The 20,125-nt window shown below is 46.7% G+C and carries 13 protein-coding genes; 5 read left to right on the top strand and 8 right to left on the bottom strand.

Annotation, left to right across the window (positions count from 1 at the left end; translation table 11 throughout):
• The first annotated feature begins 1 nt into the window (after position 1).
• From ACDQ55_RS09355 to ACDQ55_RS09345, 3 genes are read left to right on the top strand one after another with little or no spacing between them, the layout of a single operon-like run.
• Entirely contained in the window at positions 2-1,111 is a 1,110-nt protein-coding gene (locus tag ACDQ55_RS09355; RefSeq protein WP_420981109.1) for a phytase, read from the top strand.
• Positions 1,112-1,121: 10 nt separating this feature from the next.
• Positions 1,122-2,693 (top strand): purple acid phosphatase family protein, encoded by a 1,572-nt coding sequence (locus ACDQ55_RS09350; RefSeq protein ID WP_420981108.1) that lies wholly within the window; start codon positions 1,122-1,124, stop codon positions 2,691-2,693.
• Entirely contained in the window at positions 2,680-4,524 is a 1,845-nt protein-coding gene (locus tag ACDQ55_RS09345) for a cytochrome-c peroxidase (RefSeq protein WP_420981107.1), read from the top strand. The genes ACDQ55_RS09350 and ACDQ55_RS09345 overlap by 14 nt, the downstream gene beginning before the upstream one ends.
• Before the next feature lie 195 nt (positions 4,525-4,719).
• Here ACDQ55_RS09345 and ACDQ55_RS09340 read toward each other — a convergent pair whose 3' ends face one another.
• Positions 4,720-5,583 (bottom strand): OmpA/MotB family protein, encoded by an 864-nt coding sequence (locus ACDQ55_RS09340; protein WP_420981106.1) that lies wholly within the window; start codon positions 5,581-5,583, stop codon positions 4,720-4,722.
• A gap of 251 nt (positions 5,584-5,834) precedes the next feature.
• Here ACDQ55_RS09340 and ACDQ55_RS09335 point away from each other — a divergent pair, with 251 nt between their 5' ends.
• Together ACDQ55_RS09335 and ACDQ55_RS09330 are read left to right on the top strand one after the other, a co-directional pair.
• On the top strand, positions 5,835-6,632 hold the full coding sequence (locus ACDQ55_RS09335; protein WP_420981105.1) for a HipA family kinase: 798 nt from the start codon (positions 5,835-5,837) through the stop codon (positions 6,630-6,632).
• On the top strand, positions 6,610-6,993 hold the full coding sequence (locus ACDQ55_RS09330; RefSeq protein WP_420981104.1) for a DUF3037 domain-containing protein: 384 nt from the start codon (positions 6,610-6,612) through the stop codon (positions 6,991-6,993). Before ACDQ55_RS09335 ends, ACDQ55_RS09330 begins: the two co-directional genes overlap by 23 nt.
• 73 nt (positions 6,994-7,066) lie before the next feature.
• Here the strand turns inward: ACDQ55_RS09330 and ACDQ55_RS09325 are convergent, their stop codons facing one another.
• From ACDQ55_RS09325 to ACDQ55_RS09295, 7 genes are all read right to left on the bottom strand, one after another.
• The gene (locus ACDQ55_RS09325; protein ID WP_420981103.1) at positions 7,067-9,547 is read right to left on the bottom strand and encodes a glycosyl hydrolase family 95 catalytic domain-containing protein; all 2,481 of its coding nucleotides are present in this window, start codon (positions 9,545-9,547) and stop codon (positions 7,067-7,069) included.
• 24 nt (positions 9,548-9,571) lie between these two features.
• Positions 9,572-11,797 (bottom strand): GH92 family glycosyl hydrolase, encoded by a 2,226-nt coding sequence (locus tag ACDQ55_RS09320; protein WP_420981102.1) that lies wholly within the window; start codon positions 11,795-11,797, stop codon positions 9,572-9,574.
• A 108-nt stretch (positions 11,798-11,905) separates the two neighbouring features.
• Positions 11,906-14,158: a DUF7133 domain-containing protein gene (locus ACDQ55_RS09315; RefSeq protein WP_420981101.1), complete on the bottom strand. Its 2,253-nt coding sequence runs from the start codon at positions 14,156-14,158 to the stop codon at positions 11,906-11,908.
• A 12-nt stretch (positions 14,159-14,170) separates the two neighbouring features.
• A complete protein-coding gene (locus ACDQ55_RS09310; protein ID WP_420981100.1) occupies positions 14,171-14,575 on the bottom strand; it encodes a c-type cytochrome in 405 nt (134 codons plus the stop codon).
• Positions 14,576-14,606: 31 nt separating this feature from the next.
• Positions 14,607-16,505 (bottom strand): FG-GAP-like repeat-containing protein, encoded by a 1,899-nt coding sequence (locus ACDQ55_RS09305; protein WP_420981099.1) that lies wholly within the window; start codon positions 16,503-16,505, stop codon positions 14,607-14,609.
• Positions 16,506-16,627: 122 nt separating this feature from the next.
• Complete coding sequence (locus tag ACDQ55_RS09300; RefSeq protein WP_420981098.1) at positions 16,628-17,527, bottom strand: TIM barrel protein; 900 nt, start codon at positions 17,525-17,527, stop codon at positions 16,628-16,630.
• Positions 17,528-17,533: 6 nt separating this feature from the next.
• On the bottom strand, positions 17,534-19,840 hold the full coding sequence (locus ACDQ55_RS09295) for a PQQ-binding-like beta-propeller repeat protein (protein ID WP_420981097.1): 2,307 nt from the start codon (positions 19,838-19,840) through the stop codon (positions 17,534-17,536).
• Between the last annotated feature and the right edge of the window lie 285 nt (positions 19,841-20,125).

Genomic DNA, 20,125 nt, shown 5'->3' with positions numbered 1-20,125 from the left:
TGTGACCAGATTAGTGATGAAGCAACATAATAAATTATTTTCCACAGCAGTCCCCGGACTGCTGTGGTTATTAGCTTGTGCAGGACAAGCAGATACCAGCCGTACTACCAACGTAAACGTACCTACAGACACTATCCAGGCCATTCAACCGGCAGTAATTACCGAACCGGTAAAATTCGATTCTGATGATCCGGCTATCTGGATCAATTCAAAAAATCCAGCTCAAAGCCTCATAATCGGTACCGACAAATCTGCAGAAGGCGCCCTCTATGTATTTGACTTGCAGGGTAAAATAAAACAGATCGTTTCCGGCCTGCAACGCCCTAACAACGTAGACATTGCCTATGGTCTTGTACTGAATGGAAAACGTACAGACTTTGCCGTTACCACAGAACGCATTACCCACAAACTCCGTTTCTTCTCCCTGCCCGATATGCAACCCATCGATGATGGCGGCATTCCCGTATTTGAAGGAGAAACTGAAAAACAGTACCGCGACGGCATGGGCATAGCTGTATATACCAATAAAAAAGGCCAGCTTTATGCAATCGTAGGCCGTAAAACCGGTCCACAGGATGGCTCATACCTCTGGCAATACCTGCTTTCCGATAACGGCGCCGGAAAAGTGAAAGCTACCTTAGTACGCAAATTCGGCCACTATAGCGGTAAAAAAGAAATAGAATCTATTGCGGTAGACAATGAAGCCGGCTACGTTTATTATTCAGATGAACAATATGGCGTACGCCAGTATTATGCTGATCCGGAAAAAGGTAATCAGGAGCTGTCTGTTTTCGGCACCACTGGTTTCACCGAAGACCACGAAGGCATTTCTATCTATAAAACCGCTCCCGCTAAAGGTTATATCCTGGTATCCGACCAGGGAGCCAGCAAATTCCAGATCTTCAGCCGGGAAGGAACAACACATAAACTACTGAAAGTAGTAAAAGTAAGCGCTACCCATAGCGATGGTTCTGATGTAGTGAATGTACCTTTGAATGATACCTTCCGTCACGGCCTATTTGTAGTGATGAGCGACGACAGGACCTTCCATTATTACCGCTGGGAAGATATTGCCGGCAAACAGCTGCAATACGCGCCAACAAAAAAATAACAATCCATATATGAAATCTCTTTTCCTTGCTTCCTTATTATTATTGGCCGGTACACCTACCGTACTGGCACAGGAAGCCACTGTAAAAAAATACAGCCCCGTTACTGCCGCCCTGTTACGTGGTCCTTATTTACAATCCGCCAGCAGCCATGGCATCGTGATCAGATGGCGTACAGACGTATCTGCCCGTAGCCGGGTAAAATATGGCACTTCACCGGATAAACTGGACCACCAAGCAGATGATGCGGCATTAGTAACCGAGCATAAGATACGGATCACTGGCTTACAACCCGGCACCCGTTATTACTACTCTATCGGCGGCTTCAAAGATGTGTTGCAAGGCAATGAAGATAACTATTTCACTACCCTGCCAGATGCTGGAAAAACTGGCCTGTACCGCATCGCTGCATTAGGCGACTGTGGCGACAACTCCATCAATCAACGGCAGGTAAAAGAACAACTGCTGAAATATCTGGGTAAAAATGAGCTGCAAGCCTGGATACTCCTGGGCGACAATGCTTATCCCGATGGTACTGATGCTGAGTTCCAAAGCAAGTTCTTTAATATATATAAAGACGATCTGCTGAAAAAGTATCCACTGTTTCCGGCGCCCGGCAATCATGATTACCATGATACTGACCTCTCGGAAAAATCCGCGCAGGTTACCCATCAAACCACTTACTACCAGAACTTCACCATGCCCACTGAAGGCGAGGCGGGAGGAGTACCTTCCCATACCGCTTCGTACTACTCATTCGACATCGGCAACATCCATTTCCTGTCACTCGACAGCTATGGTAAAGAAGATAGTTCTTATCGCCTGTACGATACCCTGGGCCCACAGGTTACCTGGATTAAACAAGACCTGGCTGCCAACAAAAACAAAGGCTGGGTGATTGCTTTCTGGCATCATCCTCCTTATACTATGGGATCGCACAACTCAGACGAAGAAGACGAACTGGTAAAAATCCGTGAAAACTTCATCCAGGTACTGGAACGTAACGGAGTAGACCTGGTGCTGAACGGACATAGCCACGACTACGAAAGAACCCGGCTGATCAAAGGCCACTATGGCATGGCAGCAACCTTTGATGCCGCCAAACATAATCTCAGCAATTCTTCTGGCAAATACGATGGCAGCGCCAACGCAGCGCCCTATATCAAAGATAGCCTGCACCAACAGGGAATTGTATACGTAGTAAGCGGATCTGCAGGCAAATTAGGTGGTAAGCAAACTATCTATCCACATCCGGCTATGTACTTTGCTGACGCCGACCATGGCGGCTCCAGCTTGCTGGAAATACAGGAAAACCGCCTGGACCTGAAATGGATATGCGCTGATGGCTCCATCCGTGATCAGTTTACCATGATGAAAGATGTCAACAAACACACCGATATCTACATCAAAAAAGGTCAGCAAGCAGTGTTAAAAGCATCTTACATTGGCGCTTATCAGTGGAGCAGCGGTAAAGACAACGGCAGGAGTATCACGGTAACGCCTACTGCGGCCACCAGTCAATACACTGTAACCGATGCATATCGCCATATTAAGGATACCTTTACCGTGCATGTTTCAAAATAAATACATATGGCTCATCTGGCCGCTGTTTACCGTAGTGGCGGTGTTTACCTCCTGGGGATTTAAACAAACCACCGACAACGATATAGCAGTGGCACATACTATTACGGTTTTTCGGGAAGGCGCCGCAGGCTTTGCGGCAGCCTCCCGGGAGCTGGAAACAGCTATCCGCGAAATGGATGCCACCTCCCCCCACAGCCTCCACCATGTTGAAGATGCCCTGAAAAACTGCCGCCTGCAATACAAACGGATCGAATGGTTCCTTGATTACTTTTTCTTCAGCGCAGCCATGGTGTATAATCGCCCGGCAAAAACAGAAATAGATGAACCCTACATGGAATACCAGCCCCCTTCCGGATTACAGCAAATGGCCGTACTATTATATAGCCAAGACCCCTATACTCAAAAGAAAGCATTGCTGGAACAAGCCGAAGTGATCAGTTCTTCCGCCGCCGACCTCCCAGCCCTCTTATACCAGTTTACCCCTACTGATAAAGCTATTATGGAAAGTTTACGTATAGAACTGATACGCCTATACGCCAATGGCATCACCGGCTATGATGCCCCAGAACTTAAAAGCGGCATTGTGGAAACAGCACAATCCATGCGCTCCATCCAAAGCGTATTAACACCATGGCTGGAGCAACATCTTCCTATAGCCGATACCGTTAGTATTTACCTAAAACAATGCATACAATACCTGGAACTGCATCCTGACTTCGACACCTTCAACCGGTTGGAATTCCTCACTTCCTACGCCCTACCCTTGCAGGAAAACCTCGGCAACCTCATACGCTCACTGCACCTGGAGCAACATACCCGCGGCGCCCTCAACTACGAAGCCAAACACTTATTTAGCCGCAATGCGCTCAATACAGCCGTTTTCCCCGATAGCCTGGAACAAACGGATTCCTTATTGGCCTTGGGGCAACGCCTGTTCTCCGAGAAAGCATTATCTGGTAACTACACCCGTAGCTGTGCTACCTGCCACCAACCCGATAAATATTTCAGTGATGGCCTGCGTAACAGTGTTGCGTTCGATGGTGTGCACCATGTTAGAAGAAATGCGCCTAGCCTATATTACACAGGCTTACAGTACGCACAGTTCTGGGATGGACGGGCTGGCAGCCTACGCAAACAGATACAAGCAGTGATCCAGAACCCGGAAGAAATGAATGGCGTTGTGACAACAATAGTAACCAGGCTGAAAGAACAACCTACTTATAAGGAAGCCTTCCACAGGGCTTTTCCCTCAGATAGTGCAATAAGCATCCAGCAAGTAGCTACGGCTATTACCGCATATGTAAACAGCCTATCTCCTATGAACAGTGCCCTGGATGAATATATTGCCGGTAACAAAAATGCGCTAACACCCGCTCAAATACGCGGTTTTAACTTATTTATGGGTAAAGCCCAGTGCGCTACCTGTCATTTTGCACCACTGTTCAATGGCCTCACGCCCCCTCTATACCAGTTCACCGAATTTGAAAACCTGGGCGTACCAAACAATGACAACCTGGAACAGCTGCAACCAGATAAAAAAGATGCAGGCAGGTTCGAATTCTTCCCCATCGATTTTTACAAAGGCGCTTTTAAAACGCCTACCGTCCGCAATGCAGCCATGACCGCTCCCTATATGCACAACGGCGCCTTCCGCGACCTCGAAAAAGTAATGGCGTTCTATAATGCTGGCGGCGGCAACGGCCTCGGCCTCAACGACCCTTTTCAAACCCTGTCTGCTACCAAACTCAATTTATCTGATGGAGAAATAAAAGACATTATTGCATTCATTAACGCGCTAAGCGATCGTCCTGCTCCTACGTACAACTACTGATTTTTCCTGCTCCCGAAAAACACTGATAACAATGAATAACAAACAAACATTTTAGCATGAGGTAAATAGATTTTCTGGTGGCGAGTATAACCATTACCATTTAGCTTAAAAAATACTCCGGATGAGATAAATATCTCTTCCGGAGTGTAGAAATGTTGAATTGTATGATATATGTGTGTTTAGTGAGGTCTTTTGTTATTGCTGGGGTTTTTCCAATAGTTGGAAAAACTGATCCAGCTGCGGCAGGATAACGATCCTGGTCCTTCTGTTCAAGCTACGGCCATCCACAGTATCGTTAGTAGCAACGGGCACGTACTCACTACGACCTGCTGCTGTCATCATTGCTGGCGGAATACCATAATCATTTTGCAATATCCGCACAATGGAAGTAGCTCTTTTTACGCTCAGGTCCCAGTTATCCAGTAACACGCCGCGGGCAAATGGAACATTATCGGTATGGCCTTCCACCATAAACTCAATATGCGGCTGATTCAATAATACCTTAGCTACTTTTCCCAGCACTTCTTTAGCCCGGTCGGTTACTTCATAACTTCCCGTTTTAAATAAGAGTTTGTCTGAGATATCTATGTAAACAACGCCTTTATCTATCTTGATATTAACATCTTTATCATCGATGTTACCCAGTACACCCTTCAGATTCATGACCAGAACCATATTGAGGGAATCTTTCCTTGCAATACTGGTTTGCAGGTCTTTAATGTAAGCATCTTTAGCAGTGATATTAGCCAATGATTTCTGAATACTTTCTGCCTGTGAACTGGAGATAACAGACAGGTTTTTCAATTGATCCAGCATTTGATCATTGCTGTTTTTTTGTGTATTCAGCTGGCTATTGAGTGATTCTATCCTGTTAGTCGATATGGCTTCATTCTTAGCTGAGGTGGCCTTACAATCTTGCAGGTCGCTTAGCGTTTGCCGGTACAGGCTGTCGAGTCTTGCGTTATCGGCCTGAGATTTCCGTAATTCCTTCGGGGCTGAACAAGAGGCAAATATTAATAAACCTAATGCTCCTGTCCATGATAGTAATTGCGTTTTCATACACCACTAATTCTTCCTCTTCATTTCCATTGATTACAGGTGCTAAATTACCACGCCAACCTTTACTGAAAAATGATAGTGATCAGGGAATAAACTGATTATAATCAGCTCCATAAAACTACCAGTTATAGTAAACTGATTTGCAAGAACATAACCATCTTAAAAGATACTCCTACCCGGGTCCACCATAAGATAAAATCTGCATGCCCCAGTAAGTTTTGATATATTTGGGGTTAAATTAACCGATATAAATGATAGACGACAAGTCACTGCAGCTGAGGACGGTGAATGTAACCCGCTATGTTACGCCTTTGCGTGAAGGGGGTTCTTTGCCAGCTATTGCGGAAGCAGACGATGGCTTCTTATATGCACTCAAATTCCAGGGTGCAGGCCAGGGAGTAAAAGCACTCATCGCGGAATTAATTGGCGGAGAAATAGCCAGAACCCTGGGATTGAAAATACCTGAGATCGTATTTGCCATTGTAGATTCTGCCTTTGGCCGTACAGAGCCGGATGAAGAAATACAAGACTTACTCAAGAAAAGCGTGGGGCTGAATCTTGCTGTACATTATCTGTCGGGCGCCACTACCTATGACCCGGTAGTAAACCCATTACCAGCTTCCCTGGCCTCGCAGATTATATGGCTCGACTGTCTCCTGACTAACGTAGACCGTACCGCACGTAATACCAATATGCTAATGTGGCGCAATGAGCTATGGCTTATAGATCACGGCGCTTCACTATATTTCCATCATAGCTGGCAAAATTGGCAGGAACAGGCCGTACGTCCTTTTACCCTGATAAAAGACCATGTATTGCTGCCTCAAGCCAGTGAATTGGATAAAGTAGACGCCGCCTTCCGATTGCTGTTAACACCAGAACGCGTACAAGCCATTATAGATATTATTCCCGACGAATGGCTCATTATAGATACCTCCGAAACCGCTACCGTGCGCAGGCAGATATACTTTGACTTTTTAATGACCAGGATCACTCATTCCGAAATTTTTGTAAAAGAAGCACAACATGCAAGAGCAACACTTATATGAGTATGCAGTGATACGTATAGTACCTCGTGTAGAACGGGAAGAATTCCTGAACGTGGGGGTGATACTCTATTGTAAGCAGCAAAAGTTCCTGGAAGCGGTTTATACACTGGATGAAGAAAGGCTCAAAGCGTTTTCGCCTCATATCGACATTACTATTGTACAGCCTTATCTGCAGGCATTTGTGGAGATCTGCAAAGGTAGCAAGTCTGGAGGCCCCATTGCCCGATTGGATATGCCCAGTCGCTTCCGCTGGCTCACCGCCACCCGTAGCAGCGTTATCCAAACCTCTAAAATACATCCGGGATTTTCAGATGATGGTCCCGATACACTGCAACGGCTACACGAACAATTAGTATTATAATCTATCATACTTTGTCAAGTCATAAAAGAGGGCCGGCTTCATATGAAGGCGGCCCTCTTTTATAATCGTATTACTAACGTGTAAAGGTATACGTTTTACCTGCCTGTGTAGCTATATCATACGTATAAACCTTCTTCACGTCTGGTATAATCACCGTAGCTTTGGGATTTACCAGCGCCTCCGATGTGGTATCTGATGCATAAAAAGGATTGGTTTGCCGTGCGTTGCCTGCCAGTTTCAATGATCCACTTTGCTGCAACACATTGGGTAAACGCAAACGGCAATTTCCTCCGATGGTCGACAAAATAGTTACGCTGACCACCTGCCCATTTTCCCATATTAGCTCCTTAATTTCAAATCCACCGCGGGCACGCAATCCACTCACACGACCATTTTTCAGATCGTCTGGAAGAGCCGGCAGCAAGTGAACAGCACCATCCTGGCTCTGTAATAACATCTCTGCAATACCTGCGGTACAACCAAAATTACCATCAATCTGGAAAGGCGGATGTGCATCGAACAGATTGGGATAAGTACCTCCACCACTGTTCTCTTTTGCTTTGTTCTGACCTGCCGGCGTTAACTGATTTCTGATCAGTTTCATTGCATGATTGCCATCCTGTAAACGCGCCCATAAATTCACTTTCCATCCCATAGACCAACCGGTGGAAATATCCCCACGTTGTTCCAAAGTAGTGCGTGCAGCAGCAAACAAAGCCGGCGTGCGGTAAGCGGAAATCTGATTAGCAGGATACAATCCAAATAAGTGAGATACATGACGGTGTTTATCATCCGGGTTATCTAAATCTTGCAACCATTCCTGCAACTGACCGTATTGCCCGACCTCCATAGGTGGCAGCCGCTTACAGGCTACCTTCATTTTAGCTACCAACGCAGCATCTGTATTTAATAATTCTGCTGCGTGAATGGTATTGGAAAAAAGGTCAAATACCAGCTGATTATCCATGGTAGCACCCGCACTGATAGATACGCCAGGATAAGCCCGGGGACTATTTTCCGGCGACATAGATGGGGCTACCACCAACCATTTATGCGTTGGCTCTTCTACCAAGAAATCCAGGTAAAACTGCGCGGCGCCTTTCAAAGCCTGGTATACGGATTGCAAATACTTTTTATCGCCGCTGTACATATACTTTTCCCAAAGATGGCGGCTTAACCAGGCGCCCCCCATAGGCCACATGGCGGAATAAATACCATCCACCGGCCCGGTAATGCGCCACAAGTCTGTATTGTGATGGGTAACCCAACCATTGGCACCATACATGTCTCTCGCTGTTTGCCGGCCGGTTACCGACAGGTCTTTTACCATCTGTATTAAAGGCTCATGCATTTCAGTCAGGTTGGTTTCCTCGGCAGGCCAATAATTCATTTCTGTATTAATATTAATGGTATACTTACTGCCCCAAGGTGGATTCATCATCGGATTCCAGATACCTTGCAGGTTGGCCGGCTGTCCTCCCGGCTGGGAGGCAGCTATCAATAAGTATCTTCCAAACTGGAAATATAACGATACAAATTGCGGGTCGTTAGCGTTGGAAAAATCTCTCAACCTCACATCAGTAGGATTCTTTACTGAATCTGTGATTCCAAGATCTAATTGTACCCGGTTAAAATATTGCTGCCAGGCGGCAGTATGTGCTTTTAACAACGCAGCATAGCTTTTGGGCCATGCCTTGTTCATATAGCCAGTGGTACGTTTTCCTTCATCTGCACTTAGATCAGCGTAGTTCACAAAGTTGGTGGCCATAGCGATATAAATGGTAACCGCACTGGCATTACTCACCTGCAAGCTGTCGCCGGTTGTAACAGTAGTACCACCTTCGGTTTTAAATCTTACCTGCGATTGAAACTTTACTTTCCCCGGTACTCCGTCTTTATCGCCGCTGATGCCAGACAATACCAGCTCATCGTTACCTTTGGCCACTACACTGGATTTTTGCAGGCTCTTCATCGCTGCACTGAAAGTAATGCTACCAGGTTTATCTGCAGTGATACGAACAATGATCGCCTGATCCGGAATGGAAGCAAATACATTGCGGATGTATTTTACGCCGTTTACGTTATAGGAAGTAGTGGCAACGGCTGTTTCCAGGTTCAGTTCCCGGTAGTAATCTGTACACTGTTCGTGGCCGGGGAAATGGAGGCTCAGGTCACCTACAGGTTGGTAGCACATCCCGTTAATGCGCTCTGACTGTATATTTTTAGCCGCCATCTCACTGGCGGCCTTCATTTTACCATCGAATATCAGTTGCCTGATTTCCGGTAGAGCGGCTAACGCGTGTGGATTATCATTTCGATTGGGGCTCCCGCTCCATACCGTATTTTCGTTTAGCCGTATCAGTTCGTTACCTGGATTACCATATACCATGGCAGCCACCCGGCCATTGCCAATAGGCAAAGCCGCTTCCCATACTTTACCGGCAGGATGGTTATACCACAGCTTCAGCTCCTGTTGCTGTTGGGTAAAACCAGGTGCAGCAGCTAATAAAGCTACGAGGCTAACAGCTATAGTTTTTCTTGTTCTTGTACGCATGAATTTATAATTAGGCTAATAGAATTATTCAGGCTGGTCTGCTGCCAATGCGCCGAAATTATAGTTGGGCTTATTCCCCATTATTATCTTCAGTATACCACCTTTCAGGATGTCTTCATGCAGCAAGTATACTTTCGTATAAACCTTGCCGTTAAGCAGAACACTTTGCACATAAATGTTTTCAGGACTGTTATTTACTGCTTCTATTACAAAAGGCTTATCAGAACCGGTATTGATCACAGCTTTATCTACAGATGGACTACCGATCACGTATTTACCGGAAGCAGGAAACACCGGATAAAAGCCCAGCGAGGAAAATACATTCCAGGCGCCCATCTGCCCACAATCTTCATTACCAATAATGCCATCTGGCTGGTCGTGGTACATTTCCTTCATGATATACCTCACTTTTTCTGCCGTTTTCCATTGTTGACCGAGGAAGGCATACAGGTAGGGAATATGATGCCCTGGCTCATTGCCATGTGCATACTGCCCAATTAAACCTGTAAGGTCGGCAAGGCCTCCTTTTTCTTCTTTCAGCGGTAAGGTAAAGAAGGTATCCAATTTGGCTGCCATGGCTTTTTTTCCACCCAATAACTGCGATAAGCCGGTAACATCCTGCGGTACCAACCAGAGGTATTGCCATGCATTACCTTCAGCTAATTCCGGGTCTGGCGCCTTTGTGGGATCAAAGTCCGGGCGCATCATTCCAGCAGCTGATCTTCCCCTGAAAAATCCGGAAGCAGGATCAAAATACAATTTGTAACTGGCTGCCCGTTGTTTGAAGTAAGTATAGTCTTCCGCGTGATGCAGCTGTTTGGCCATTTCCGCGGTGCTGGCATCGCTGATCGCATATTCGAGCGCAGTGGCTACAGAGCGGCGGTACAGGTTATTCGGCATTACCTCCAGTTTCTTTACATACATTAATCCCAGGCTGTCCGACATAGCAGTACCTTTAATAGCGGCATACGCCCTTCCGGCATCGAAACCTTTAATGCCTTTCAGGTAGGCTTCTGCTATGATCTGCATGCTGCTGATGCCCACCATGGTACCAGTTTCATACCCGTAGAGATGCCATTTGGGCAACATTCCCTGTTCATCATAAATAGCGAGCATGGTATTCACCATATCTGCCGCGCGCTTTTGTTCGATCAAGGTATATAGCGGGTGAGCGGCGCGATAGGTATCCCAGGTAGAGAAAATGGTATAGCTGGTAAAAGACGCTTTCTCATATACTTTTTTATCTGCTCCCCGGTAATCCCCATTATGATCGTTAAAAACAGACGGATTAATCATGGTATGATACAAAGAAGTATAAAAGATCTTCTTGTCACGGTCTGTTTTTGTAGTCACCATAATTTTAGACAGCTCCTTATTCCAACTGGCGTCTGCCTGTTGGGCTACCTGGTCAAAGTTCCATCCAGGTATTTCAGCAGTGATATTAGCCAATGCATTTTCCGGACTTACCGGCGAGAGTCCTACTTTCAGCAACAATTGCTCCGGTGCAGTTTCAAAACTCAACAGCCCTTTGATAGCATCGCCACTTCCTTGCTTTCCCTCCTGCAGTTGCGCATTATTGTATATTTCAAAATCTTTAACTGGAACGGACGTACGAATGGCAAAATACACCCGCTGATCTTTGGCCCATCCGGTGGAATAACGGTAACCTATAAACGTAGTATCATCTACTTGTTCTATAAAAGTTGCCGTGGCTTTATCCTGGGTGCCTTCTTTGAGGTCGATGATTACCCTGGCGGTTTGGCTTTCCGGGAAATGATAGCGGTGCAGGCCTACACGGTTGGTAGCGGTTAATTCTGCACGGATATGATAATCTTCCAAGGTTACTGCATAGTAGCCTGGCCTCACTATCTCGTTTTTATGGTGATACAGGGAAGCATATCCTTCCCGATGATGCGCTTCAGTACCTTTATCAGTTTTAATCGCTCCGGTATAAGGCATTACGAGTATATCACCCAGATCTCCTATACCAGTACCATTGAGATGTAGGTGGGAGAAGCCGATCAATATACTATCGCCATAGTTATACCCAGCGTCCCAATCCCAGCCTTTGAAGATATTGGCAGGCCCTGGCTGCACAGCGCCGAAAGGCACATTGGCGCCCACAAATACGTGGCCATGCCCACCCGATCCAATGTAAGGATCAACGTATTTCGTCACCGACTGGGCCGCAGCAGTTCTTGCGATACCGCCCAACAAAAGGGTAAAAGCGATTATTGAACAATATTTCATGTGTCAAATTAAATAGCCATTGCAACAGTAACCTGTTACAAACAGCTGCGATGATGAGTACCCAGAAGCATTCCCATCATCGCAGCCACGCAAGGTGAATGACTAAAATTATTTACCTGCTTCCAGTTCTGCTATAGTCCAGAACTTATCCCTCCCAGCTACTTCCGCTCTCATTTTCTTCACGTTCTCTACTTCTATTACCGGAGATTTCCCTTTTTCCGGCTTACCAAAATTATAGCGTACATAGCTCAATATGGAAGCTACCCATTCATCTGTATTAGAAGCACCAAATGGCGCCATTACATCGGTATAAGTTTTACCATCAATAGGGCCGGTTAAGCCGTTCAACAGGATCTTCATCAGCAATTCCTTATCCCCGTTTACGCGTTTGGAGCCTATAAAAGGGGGCGCGGCGGCGGTGGTACCTCCTACAAAAATACCTTTACCATCCGGACCATGACAGGTAGAGCAAAGTTGCTTATAAATGTTAGCGCCGTTGAGGATCAGGTTACGGTGTGTTGCCGGCATGTTAGCCAGACGGCTGCCGAACATTTTTGTATTAAGGTTCACTTCTACGCTGTTCGCTACACTATGCATCATTTTACTATAAGCACCATTACTTACCAGTGCGTTCTGTAACACTTTCGCCTCAGGTGATTTACTTACGGATAAAGAGAGCGCAAGCTGGAGTTGCACAGCTGCAGCAGGATCATTTTTCAGGGATGCCAGTTTGTTAATCACGTCCTCATCATCTTTTTTCAGGTAGGCTTCGCTGATCCATACTGCTGTTTTCCTCACCTGCGCATCCTGGTCTGCCAGGGCAGCAAACAATACCTCTTTATCAATACCACCTAATCCTTCCAATGTCCACAAGGCATGAATGCGGGCCAGCGCACCGGTAGCTTTACCGATAGTAGCATGTTTTCCAGCCGCAATTTCTTTCAATGCAGGGATTACAGACCTGTCGTTATTGGCGATAATCTCTTTCTGTGCGTTGTCTCTCCACCAGCCATTAGGATGATCCAAGTAAGTGATCAGTGTATTGCCGGGAACATCCAGCAGATGCGGCTTTACGTCTGGTTTGTAGCCATCGTGCACTAATCTGTAGATACGGCCACGGCCAATATTTTTTTCCAGTCCTTTTGCCAGAATGCGTGGACGCAGGAAGCTACCTTCTGCTGTCCAGGTAGCCTCTTGGATAATACCGCGATACATATCCACAATGTACAGGCAACCATCCGGCCCTGTGGTCGTATTTACCGGGCGGAAGTTCATATCATAAGAGGTAATGAATTCCTGTTTGTTATACGCATTCTTTAGCTTGATTTCTCCTTCTTCTTCCGACACTTTAGCCCTTCTAACCAAACGGCCCACTGGCTCACAGATGAGCAGGTCGCCTTTTAGATCTGCGGGCAATGCATCCCCTCTGTAAACAGATTGTCCGCAGCTGGCAGTAAAATGGTTCAGCGTAGTATCGGGACGCAGCCGGTGCATTCCCCCCTGTACATCCGGAGTAGCGATGATTGGCCATACCTCCTGGAATTCGTTATCATATTGATCGTTAGGATTCAGGAAACCATAGGCCGGATTGATCTGGAATCCCAGGGCCGGAATTTCAGCGCCCGCACTGGAGAAAAACAAACGGCCATAATCATCGTTGCCCAATCCCCATTGCCCACCGGGGGAATTGGTAAGGCTATCCGGCACCAGTTTACCGCCAATATAACGGTAACGTACCGGATCACAACTTACATAGATCCAGTTATCGAGGTTCCACAGCAATCCACTTTTCTGGTGTTCCAGGTTACGCGTATCCGGTTTATCATTTTTATATACCAGTTCTTTAGTATCTGCTACGCCGTCGCCGTTGGTGTCTTGGTAACTCCAGATGTTATAAGTAAAGGTTTCATTCACCAGCAGCTTATGGCCTATGCACAGCATCATACGGGGCAGCACCAGGCTATCGATAAACACGGAGCTTTTATCCATGGTGCCATCGCCATTAGTGTCTTCCAACAGCGACACCCGGCAAACCGGTTTATTTTCGCCAGTGCCATTAATATCCTGCATGTAGGTACGCATTTCTGCTACATACATACGGGCATCGCCATCCCATACAATAGCTACGGGTTCTTTGATCATCGGCTCACTGGCTACCAGCTGCAAATGATAACCTGCAGGCACCTGAATGGATTTCATACTTTCCTGCACAGAGCGGAAAGAGGGGGAAGGGTGTGGATTTACAATAATGTTGCCGGCAGCATCATGCTTAACACCAGATGTTTCTTTGGATACCTTACATTGATAAATAAATATGCTGAACCCAGACAGCACTACTACCAATAATATATTTCTTTTCATTTACGTGGAACTTTATTTGGTATTTAAAGAAAGAATATATGCCACCATTTTCTTTACATCGGCAGCAGCCAAAGTAGGGTGTGCTGCCATTGGCACGGCGCCCCAGTTACCGGAACCGCCGTTAATGATTTTATTAGACAACAGCTCTACATTGGCAACAGAGTAAGGGTATTTCCTGGCCACATCCATATAGGCCGGGCCTACTACTTTGGTGTCTACCTTATGACAAGCCAAACAATCTGATTTAGTAAGCAATACTTTACCATCTTCAACATCTTCTTTTTTAGGCGCTGGCGCAATAGCGGGTTTGGCCTTGATGGCAGGCGCTTTTTTGGCGCCGGCGCCAGTTTTGGTTTGGGCGTATGCATTACCCATCAACAACATCATCAGAAAAACCGGAATAGCTAAACGTTTCATAATAGATATTTATAAAATACAACAAGTTTTTTTATGGATGCTTCCCTGTTTTATTCCAGAAGATAAAAGTTCCCCTGTCTGTGGAAGTAATAATGTCTATCGCTCCATCTTTATTCAGATCGGCGGCTAATATGTCAGATCCCGCGCCGGAGCGGTTATGTACCAGCTCTGGTATAAATTCAGCACCTCCTGGTGCTTTCACATTGCGGACGGTTCTATATACGTAAATCACAGGCGCTCCATAAGGATCAGGATCAAAATGATTATCCAGGTGCGACCAATAACGTTTTCCTACAATAAAATCCGGGACACCATCTCCGTCAATATCAGCAACAGTAGTACCATGTATTTCTGAGATAGTTACATCACCAGCATTTTTCGACGCAAAATCATCACTGATCATATGCATTTTGAAGGAGATATTGCCGGCTGCGTCGCGTTGTTGCTCGAACCAGGCCAGGCCAAAGCCGTGTGCATTGAGACTGGTTACCACATCATTGAGGTGATCTCCATTTACGTCATATACTGCCATCACGGCGCCGCCTACACCGGTAGCACGGTGACCGTAACGGCCCAACACTGCGGGATGATAGGTCCAGGGGTGATCTTTGTTGGCAGCGGGTTGTTCCCACCAGCCATAGGCGTTTACAATATCCTTGCGGCCATCTCCATTGATATCTCCCACACCCAGGCCATGTCCCATAGAATAGCCCTTTTCAGAAACGATATGGGATATCCACGGTTTAGTAGGATCTGCAGGATCAGGCACCGCATATCTTATATACCCATCAGCGCCATACACTAATTCTGGCTTACCATCGCCGTCAAGATCCTGGAACACCGTTACTTCGGTTTGTACAGCGGGAATCACCTCATACTTTTCCCAGCGCCGGGAAGCGCCTTTGGGATTGAGATATACGGTAGCCCGGGGCGTACCATTAATTATATCCGGCCATCCGTCGCCATTAACATCCCAGCTGTATTCACAATTGATCTCCGTAAATTCCTTGGAAGGATTATACGTTAGTGCCGGGTTAATTTCCCGCGATATGGTATAATCCGGACCGTAGAAAATATTCAGCCCGGCAGCAATATCCGTATAGCCGTCGTGGTTAAAGTCGGCCGCAGTTGCTGCCCAGGAATAGTACATATCATTGATCCGCTGTATATGATACCGGTCGCTGGTTTTCTCTTCCGGCAGTACCCTGACGGCGATATCCTTTATGCCTATTTCTTTATATGCTACAGTACCGCTTCCGCCGGCATACAAGGCTATAGGGCCATAGCCGGTGATTTCCTCAGTAGCGGCGCCCTGTTCCCTGCCGTCATTGAGGAAAGTCCGGATAATGTCTGCATCCAGCATTACTTCCACCTGGTTCCAATCGTTGGAACGCAAAGCGGTTTCGGGTCTGGTTAAAGGTAAAACCGGGCCCTCAGCTGGTGGCCTGCGGGCCGGTTGATTGTTGTTAGTAGTAACGGGTTTAGGAGGCAAGGCTAAACGCACAATACTTCCGGCATATCTTAATGGTATTCTTTGCGTTTCATGTCCCTGGGCATCAAGAGTAATACGATAGGCTGTAGCACTTTCCCCTTTAATAGATACCAACACGCCGTGTAAACTGTCGGCAGTTTTTTCTATTCTGAATAGGATACCGGCTGCTGCATCGGGGCTACATTTAAACAGGGCATGAAAGCCTACGTCCTGAAGGGAACGCTCCAACAGTAACCATCCACTGTGGCCTTCTTTCACAGTAGCTGCCAGCTCACCCTGTTGTACATGCCAACTGGCGTCGCCTAACTGTTGCCAGTGGTCCAGGCTATTGCCTGTAAAAGTATAGTCGGGCACAAAACTCAATCCCCTCGGCGCCGTTTGTGCAAACGCTGCGCCTGTAAATAGTGCCCATAACGTGGATAAAGCAATAAAGCGCATACTGATAACTTTTTTAGGGACTGGCAATCCGCTGCCAGTGCTGATATTTGATAATTGACCATAAATCCAGGCTATCCGGCGGAGCCTCTGATGCTGCTTTGCCGGCTATCCGGCAACCGCGGTTAAATATTGGCAGCTACATGCTCTACCAACCAATCCCCCACTTTCGCATAATCAATATCCTGGAAGTCGGGGCTCCATTGCTCTACAGAATAAATTCCTTTGAATCCAGCTTTTTCCGTCATCCGTACGCACTTGTCGAAATCGTAGGAAAGATGTTCCATATTATTGTTGAAGTTCATGGCCTTAGCAGAGATCAGCCCGGCATAGGGCAATATTTTCTCCAGGGATGCGTACATACTGGCGGTAGGGTAATTCCCGAAATCCGGCAGTGTATAGATATTCCCGGGGCCAGCTTCTTTTACGATACGCAGGTGTACATCCGGGTTCATTTCAATTCCGAAGTGGTTTTCAGTTAATAAGATAAGCTTTTTGCTCTTAGCGTAGCTATTCACTTCTTTCAGGGAAGCGATGCTCTTTTCCACGGAGCCATTACCATGTCCTGGATTGATCCGCACACAATCAGACCCCAGAAAGGCCACAGCATCCATCCACTGCTTCACATGCTGCAAACTGCGCTGCCTTTCTTCTTCGTTCGTAGCGGCCAGGTCGTAGGTACTATCTATCTGTACATTTACCAGATGGCTACGGGCAGCTTTGATCTTATTTTTCAATGCCTGCAAATAGTCAGGGGCCTGAGATTCGAAGTGATTGCTCCAGAACTCCAGTTTGCTAATACTGAACCTGTCGCGGTAATACTGCGGTACCTCCAGGAGCGTTAGCTCATCTTTGATAGTGGCGAGTTCTTTGGGCTTGGTTTGTTTGAAGCGGTAACGCATCAATACAGTGCCCATTCCGATGCGATCCATTTTATTACGGATCAGCGGCCGGGCAAAACCGGGCAATACCCATACGGATAGCAACAGCCCTGATGATTGTAAGAGGAATGACCTTCTGTGCATGGAAAACTATTTTATTTTTTCCGGCAGGGCGAATACCACGTATGACCGTGGCAATGCGCCGGGTTCTTTTGTTCTGTCGATACTTTCTTTGGTAAACGGCGAAGTGGCGCTTACCACGATGAACTGCCTTCCATAGGCTTCATACATAGCAGGCATACCATAGGTTTCCCAGGGCAGATTAGCCGACCACAGCTCTTCCCCATTTTCGGCGTCAAACGCATAGATCTTACCTCCCTTTGAAGTGGCAAACAACAGTCCATTAGCAGTAACAATCATGCCTTTACGTTGGGAACCAATAGGAACACCAGTATTTTTACCCCCCAGTTTAGCGATGTTGGCATCCTGACCTAGCTCATGCCGCCACTTCACAATGCCGGTATTAAGATCATAAGCCATAATGGAAGACCACACAGGGCTCATAAGGTTGGGATACTCCAGGCCATAGTCGCTTACGTAGCGTTGGGCGGGCGAGTCTACGCCGGGAGGATAATAGCGCATGCCCATTCCCCTCACCGGAGGACCATCCGGCGCAGGCACACCGCCGGTAGCCACCACAGGGCCAGCTGGCATTACCGGCGTTTCTTTTTTAACCGGCAAAGGTTTGCTGGCAATAGTATTACCAGCAAGGTAATGGTATAACTCAGTTACTGTTTTCTCATCGATATGCTGAAATCCGGGCATCTGTCCTTTGCCCAGGGCCACCGTGTTTTTAAAACCTTCCAGATCTATCCTTTTACCCAATTCTAACAAAGAAGGCCCCGCAGCGCCAGCCTTATTGGCACCATGACAGGCCTGGCAATATTGCTGGTAAGCGTTCATTCCTTTATTATGCTGAGTGCCGGTTACACGGGCCTCTTTCTCTTCCATATTCTCCAGCTTAAAAACGGAGGGATAATCCTGACTGGATATATACACAATACCTCTGGCAGGATCGGAAGCAGTATTGCCCAGGTTAGCTCCTCCAACGGCACCAGGTATAATAAATGTTTCGTATTTATCGGAAGGTGGGGTAAACAGGCCAGCACGGCCGGCAGCCAACCGTTTCCGCCAATTTCCCTGTTGTTCAGCGGTAAAATAAGGGTTCAGGTCATCAGCAGTAACAGTGTGCCGGGTAAAAGGTGCAATAGCCGGCTGAAAGGGCTGCGTAGGCCAGGCTTCTTCGCCTGGCATATCGCTCTTAGGCACGGGTCTTTCTTCTATGGGCCATAATGGCTCGCCAGTAACACGGTTAAATACAAAGAGAAAACCATGTTTGGTAGCCTGGGCTACGGCATCCACTACTTTTCCATTATGCTTTACCGTAATCAACTGAGGGGCTGCAGTTAAATCGTAGTCCCATAGGTCGTGATGCACAAACTGGAAATGCCAGAGGCGTTTACCCGTGCGGGCATCCAGCGCCAGTAAACAGTTGCCGAACAAATTACTGCCTTTACGGTCGCCTCCATAGTAATCGTAAGTGGGTGACCCTAATGGAAAATAAGCAATCCCTCTTTTGGTGTCTACGGATATTTCTCCCCAGGTATTGGCGCCGCCAGCATACTTCCAGGCGTCTTTAGGCCAGGTATCATAACCATATTCGCCAGGTTGTGGAATAGTATGAAACGTCCACACCAGCTTACCGGTCAGCACATTATAGGCACGCAGATAGCCTGGAGCGGAAAAATAATTCTCTCCGGGGGAAGAGCCCAGGATGATCAGGTCTTCAAACACACGACCCGGGGTAGTAGACTGCACCCTGCCTACCGTGTTAGGATCACGGGACAGCCCTTCTTTTAACGATACGGAGCCATGGTCACCAAAACTCCATATCGATTTCCCGGTGTTAGCATCTATAGCCTGTAGGTAGTTATTTAGTGCAAAAATGATCCTGCGGTCTTTCCGGTCCTTACTTTCCCAATAGTTCAGTCCCCGCCAGGTAATGCCTTTAAGGTTGGCATGTATCCATAACTCCTTGCCTGTAGCCGCATCCAGGGCTACCAGGGAATAGTTTTTTGCCACCACGTACATGATATTATCTACCACTATGGGATTAAAAAGGTATTCTGTGCTATCACCGGTAGAATAGGTCCATGCTACCTGTAACTGTTTAACATTGTCTTTGCTGATCTGTGTCAGCACTACATATTTCGATTGGTCTGGGCCGCCACCGTACTCTTCCCAGTTCCTGCTGGACAAAGGGGTAGACTTCCGGCTGCCGGCAGTATCGCGGATGCCATTATTGCAGGCGTATCCCCACAACAAACTGCCTGCGGTCAGGCATAATAATACCATAAAGCTGGTGCTGCGGGAAATCTGAGGATTGAATTTATCCATTGTTGACAGCGCTCTTTTTAACCCTATTATCTGAATGCCCCTTTTAACGTGAAATTTGAAGGGTTACTTATTGTTGATGCAAGTAAAGAGACAACAAATAATAAATGATTAATAAAAGATTAATCCCATGGCATAAGGGAAAATAACTTCAAAAAAATATCCCAACGGGATTAATAAAACGCTAATAAGACCGGTATAGTGACATCATGATAAGATTACAGCATATTTACCCCAGCTGAACGGGGGAGGGAAACGTTATTTATCCGGAAGCTATTTTTCCACACA

The organism is Chitinophaga sp. 30R24 (assembly GCF_049056765.1).
In the GTDB taxonomy this organism is placed as follows: Bacteria; Bacteroidota; Bacteroidia; order Chitinophagales; family Chitinophagaceae; genus Chitinophaga.
The sequence above is the reverse complement of the archived record's forward strand: the minus strand, read 5'-3'. Positions and strand labels throughout refer to the sequence as shown.

Coding starts and splice junctions, on each gene's coding strand:
- ACDQ55_RS09320 (WP_420981102.1), bottom strand. CDS start 11,797: ATGAAATATTGTTCAATAATCGCTTTTACCCTTTTGTTGGGCGGTATC.
- ACDQ55_RS09300 (WP_420981098.1), bottom strand. CDS start 17,527: ATGCACAGAAGGTCATTCCTCTTACAATCATCAGGGCTGTTGCTATCC.
- ACDQ55_RS09295 (WP_420981097.1), bottom strand. CDS start 19,840: ATGGATAAATTCAATCCTCAGATTTCCCGCAGCACCAGCTTTATGGTA.
- ACDQ55_RS09345 (WP_420981107.1), top strand. CDS start 2,680: ATGTTTCAAAATAAATACATATGGCTCATCTGGCCGCTGTTTACCGTA.
- ACDQ55_RS09335 (WP_420981105.1), top strand. CDS start 5,835: ATGATAGACGACAAGTCACTGCAGCTGAGGACGGTGAATGTAACCCGC.
- ACDQ55_RS09340 (WP_420981106.1), bottom strand. CDS start 5,583: ATGAAAACGCAATTACTATCATGGACAGGAGCATTAGGTTTATTAATA.
- ACDQ55_RS09305 (WP_420981099.1), bottom strand. CDS start 16,505: ATGCGCTTTATTGCTTTATCCACGTTATGGGCACTATTTACAGGCGCA.
- ACDQ55_RS09310 (WP_420981100.1), bottom strand. CDS start 14,575: ATGAAACGTTTAGCTATTCCGGTTTTTCTGATGATGTTGTTGATGGGT.
- ACDQ55_RS09330 (WP_420981104.1), top strand. CDS start 6,610: ATGCAAGAGCAACACTTATATGAGTATGCAGTGATACGTATAGTACCT.
- ACDQ55_RS09315 (WP_420981101.1), bottom strand. CDS start 14,158: ATGAAAAGAAATATATTATTGGTAGTAGTGCTGTCTGGGTTCAGCATA.
- ACDQ55_RS09350 (WP_420981108.1), top strand. CDS start 1,122: ATGAAATCTCTTTTCCTTGCTTCCTTATTATTATTGGCCGGTACACCT.
- ACDQ55_RS09325 (WP_420981103.1), bottom strand. CDS start 9,547: ATGCGTACAAGAACAAGAAAAACTATAGCTGTTAGCCTCGTAGCTTTA.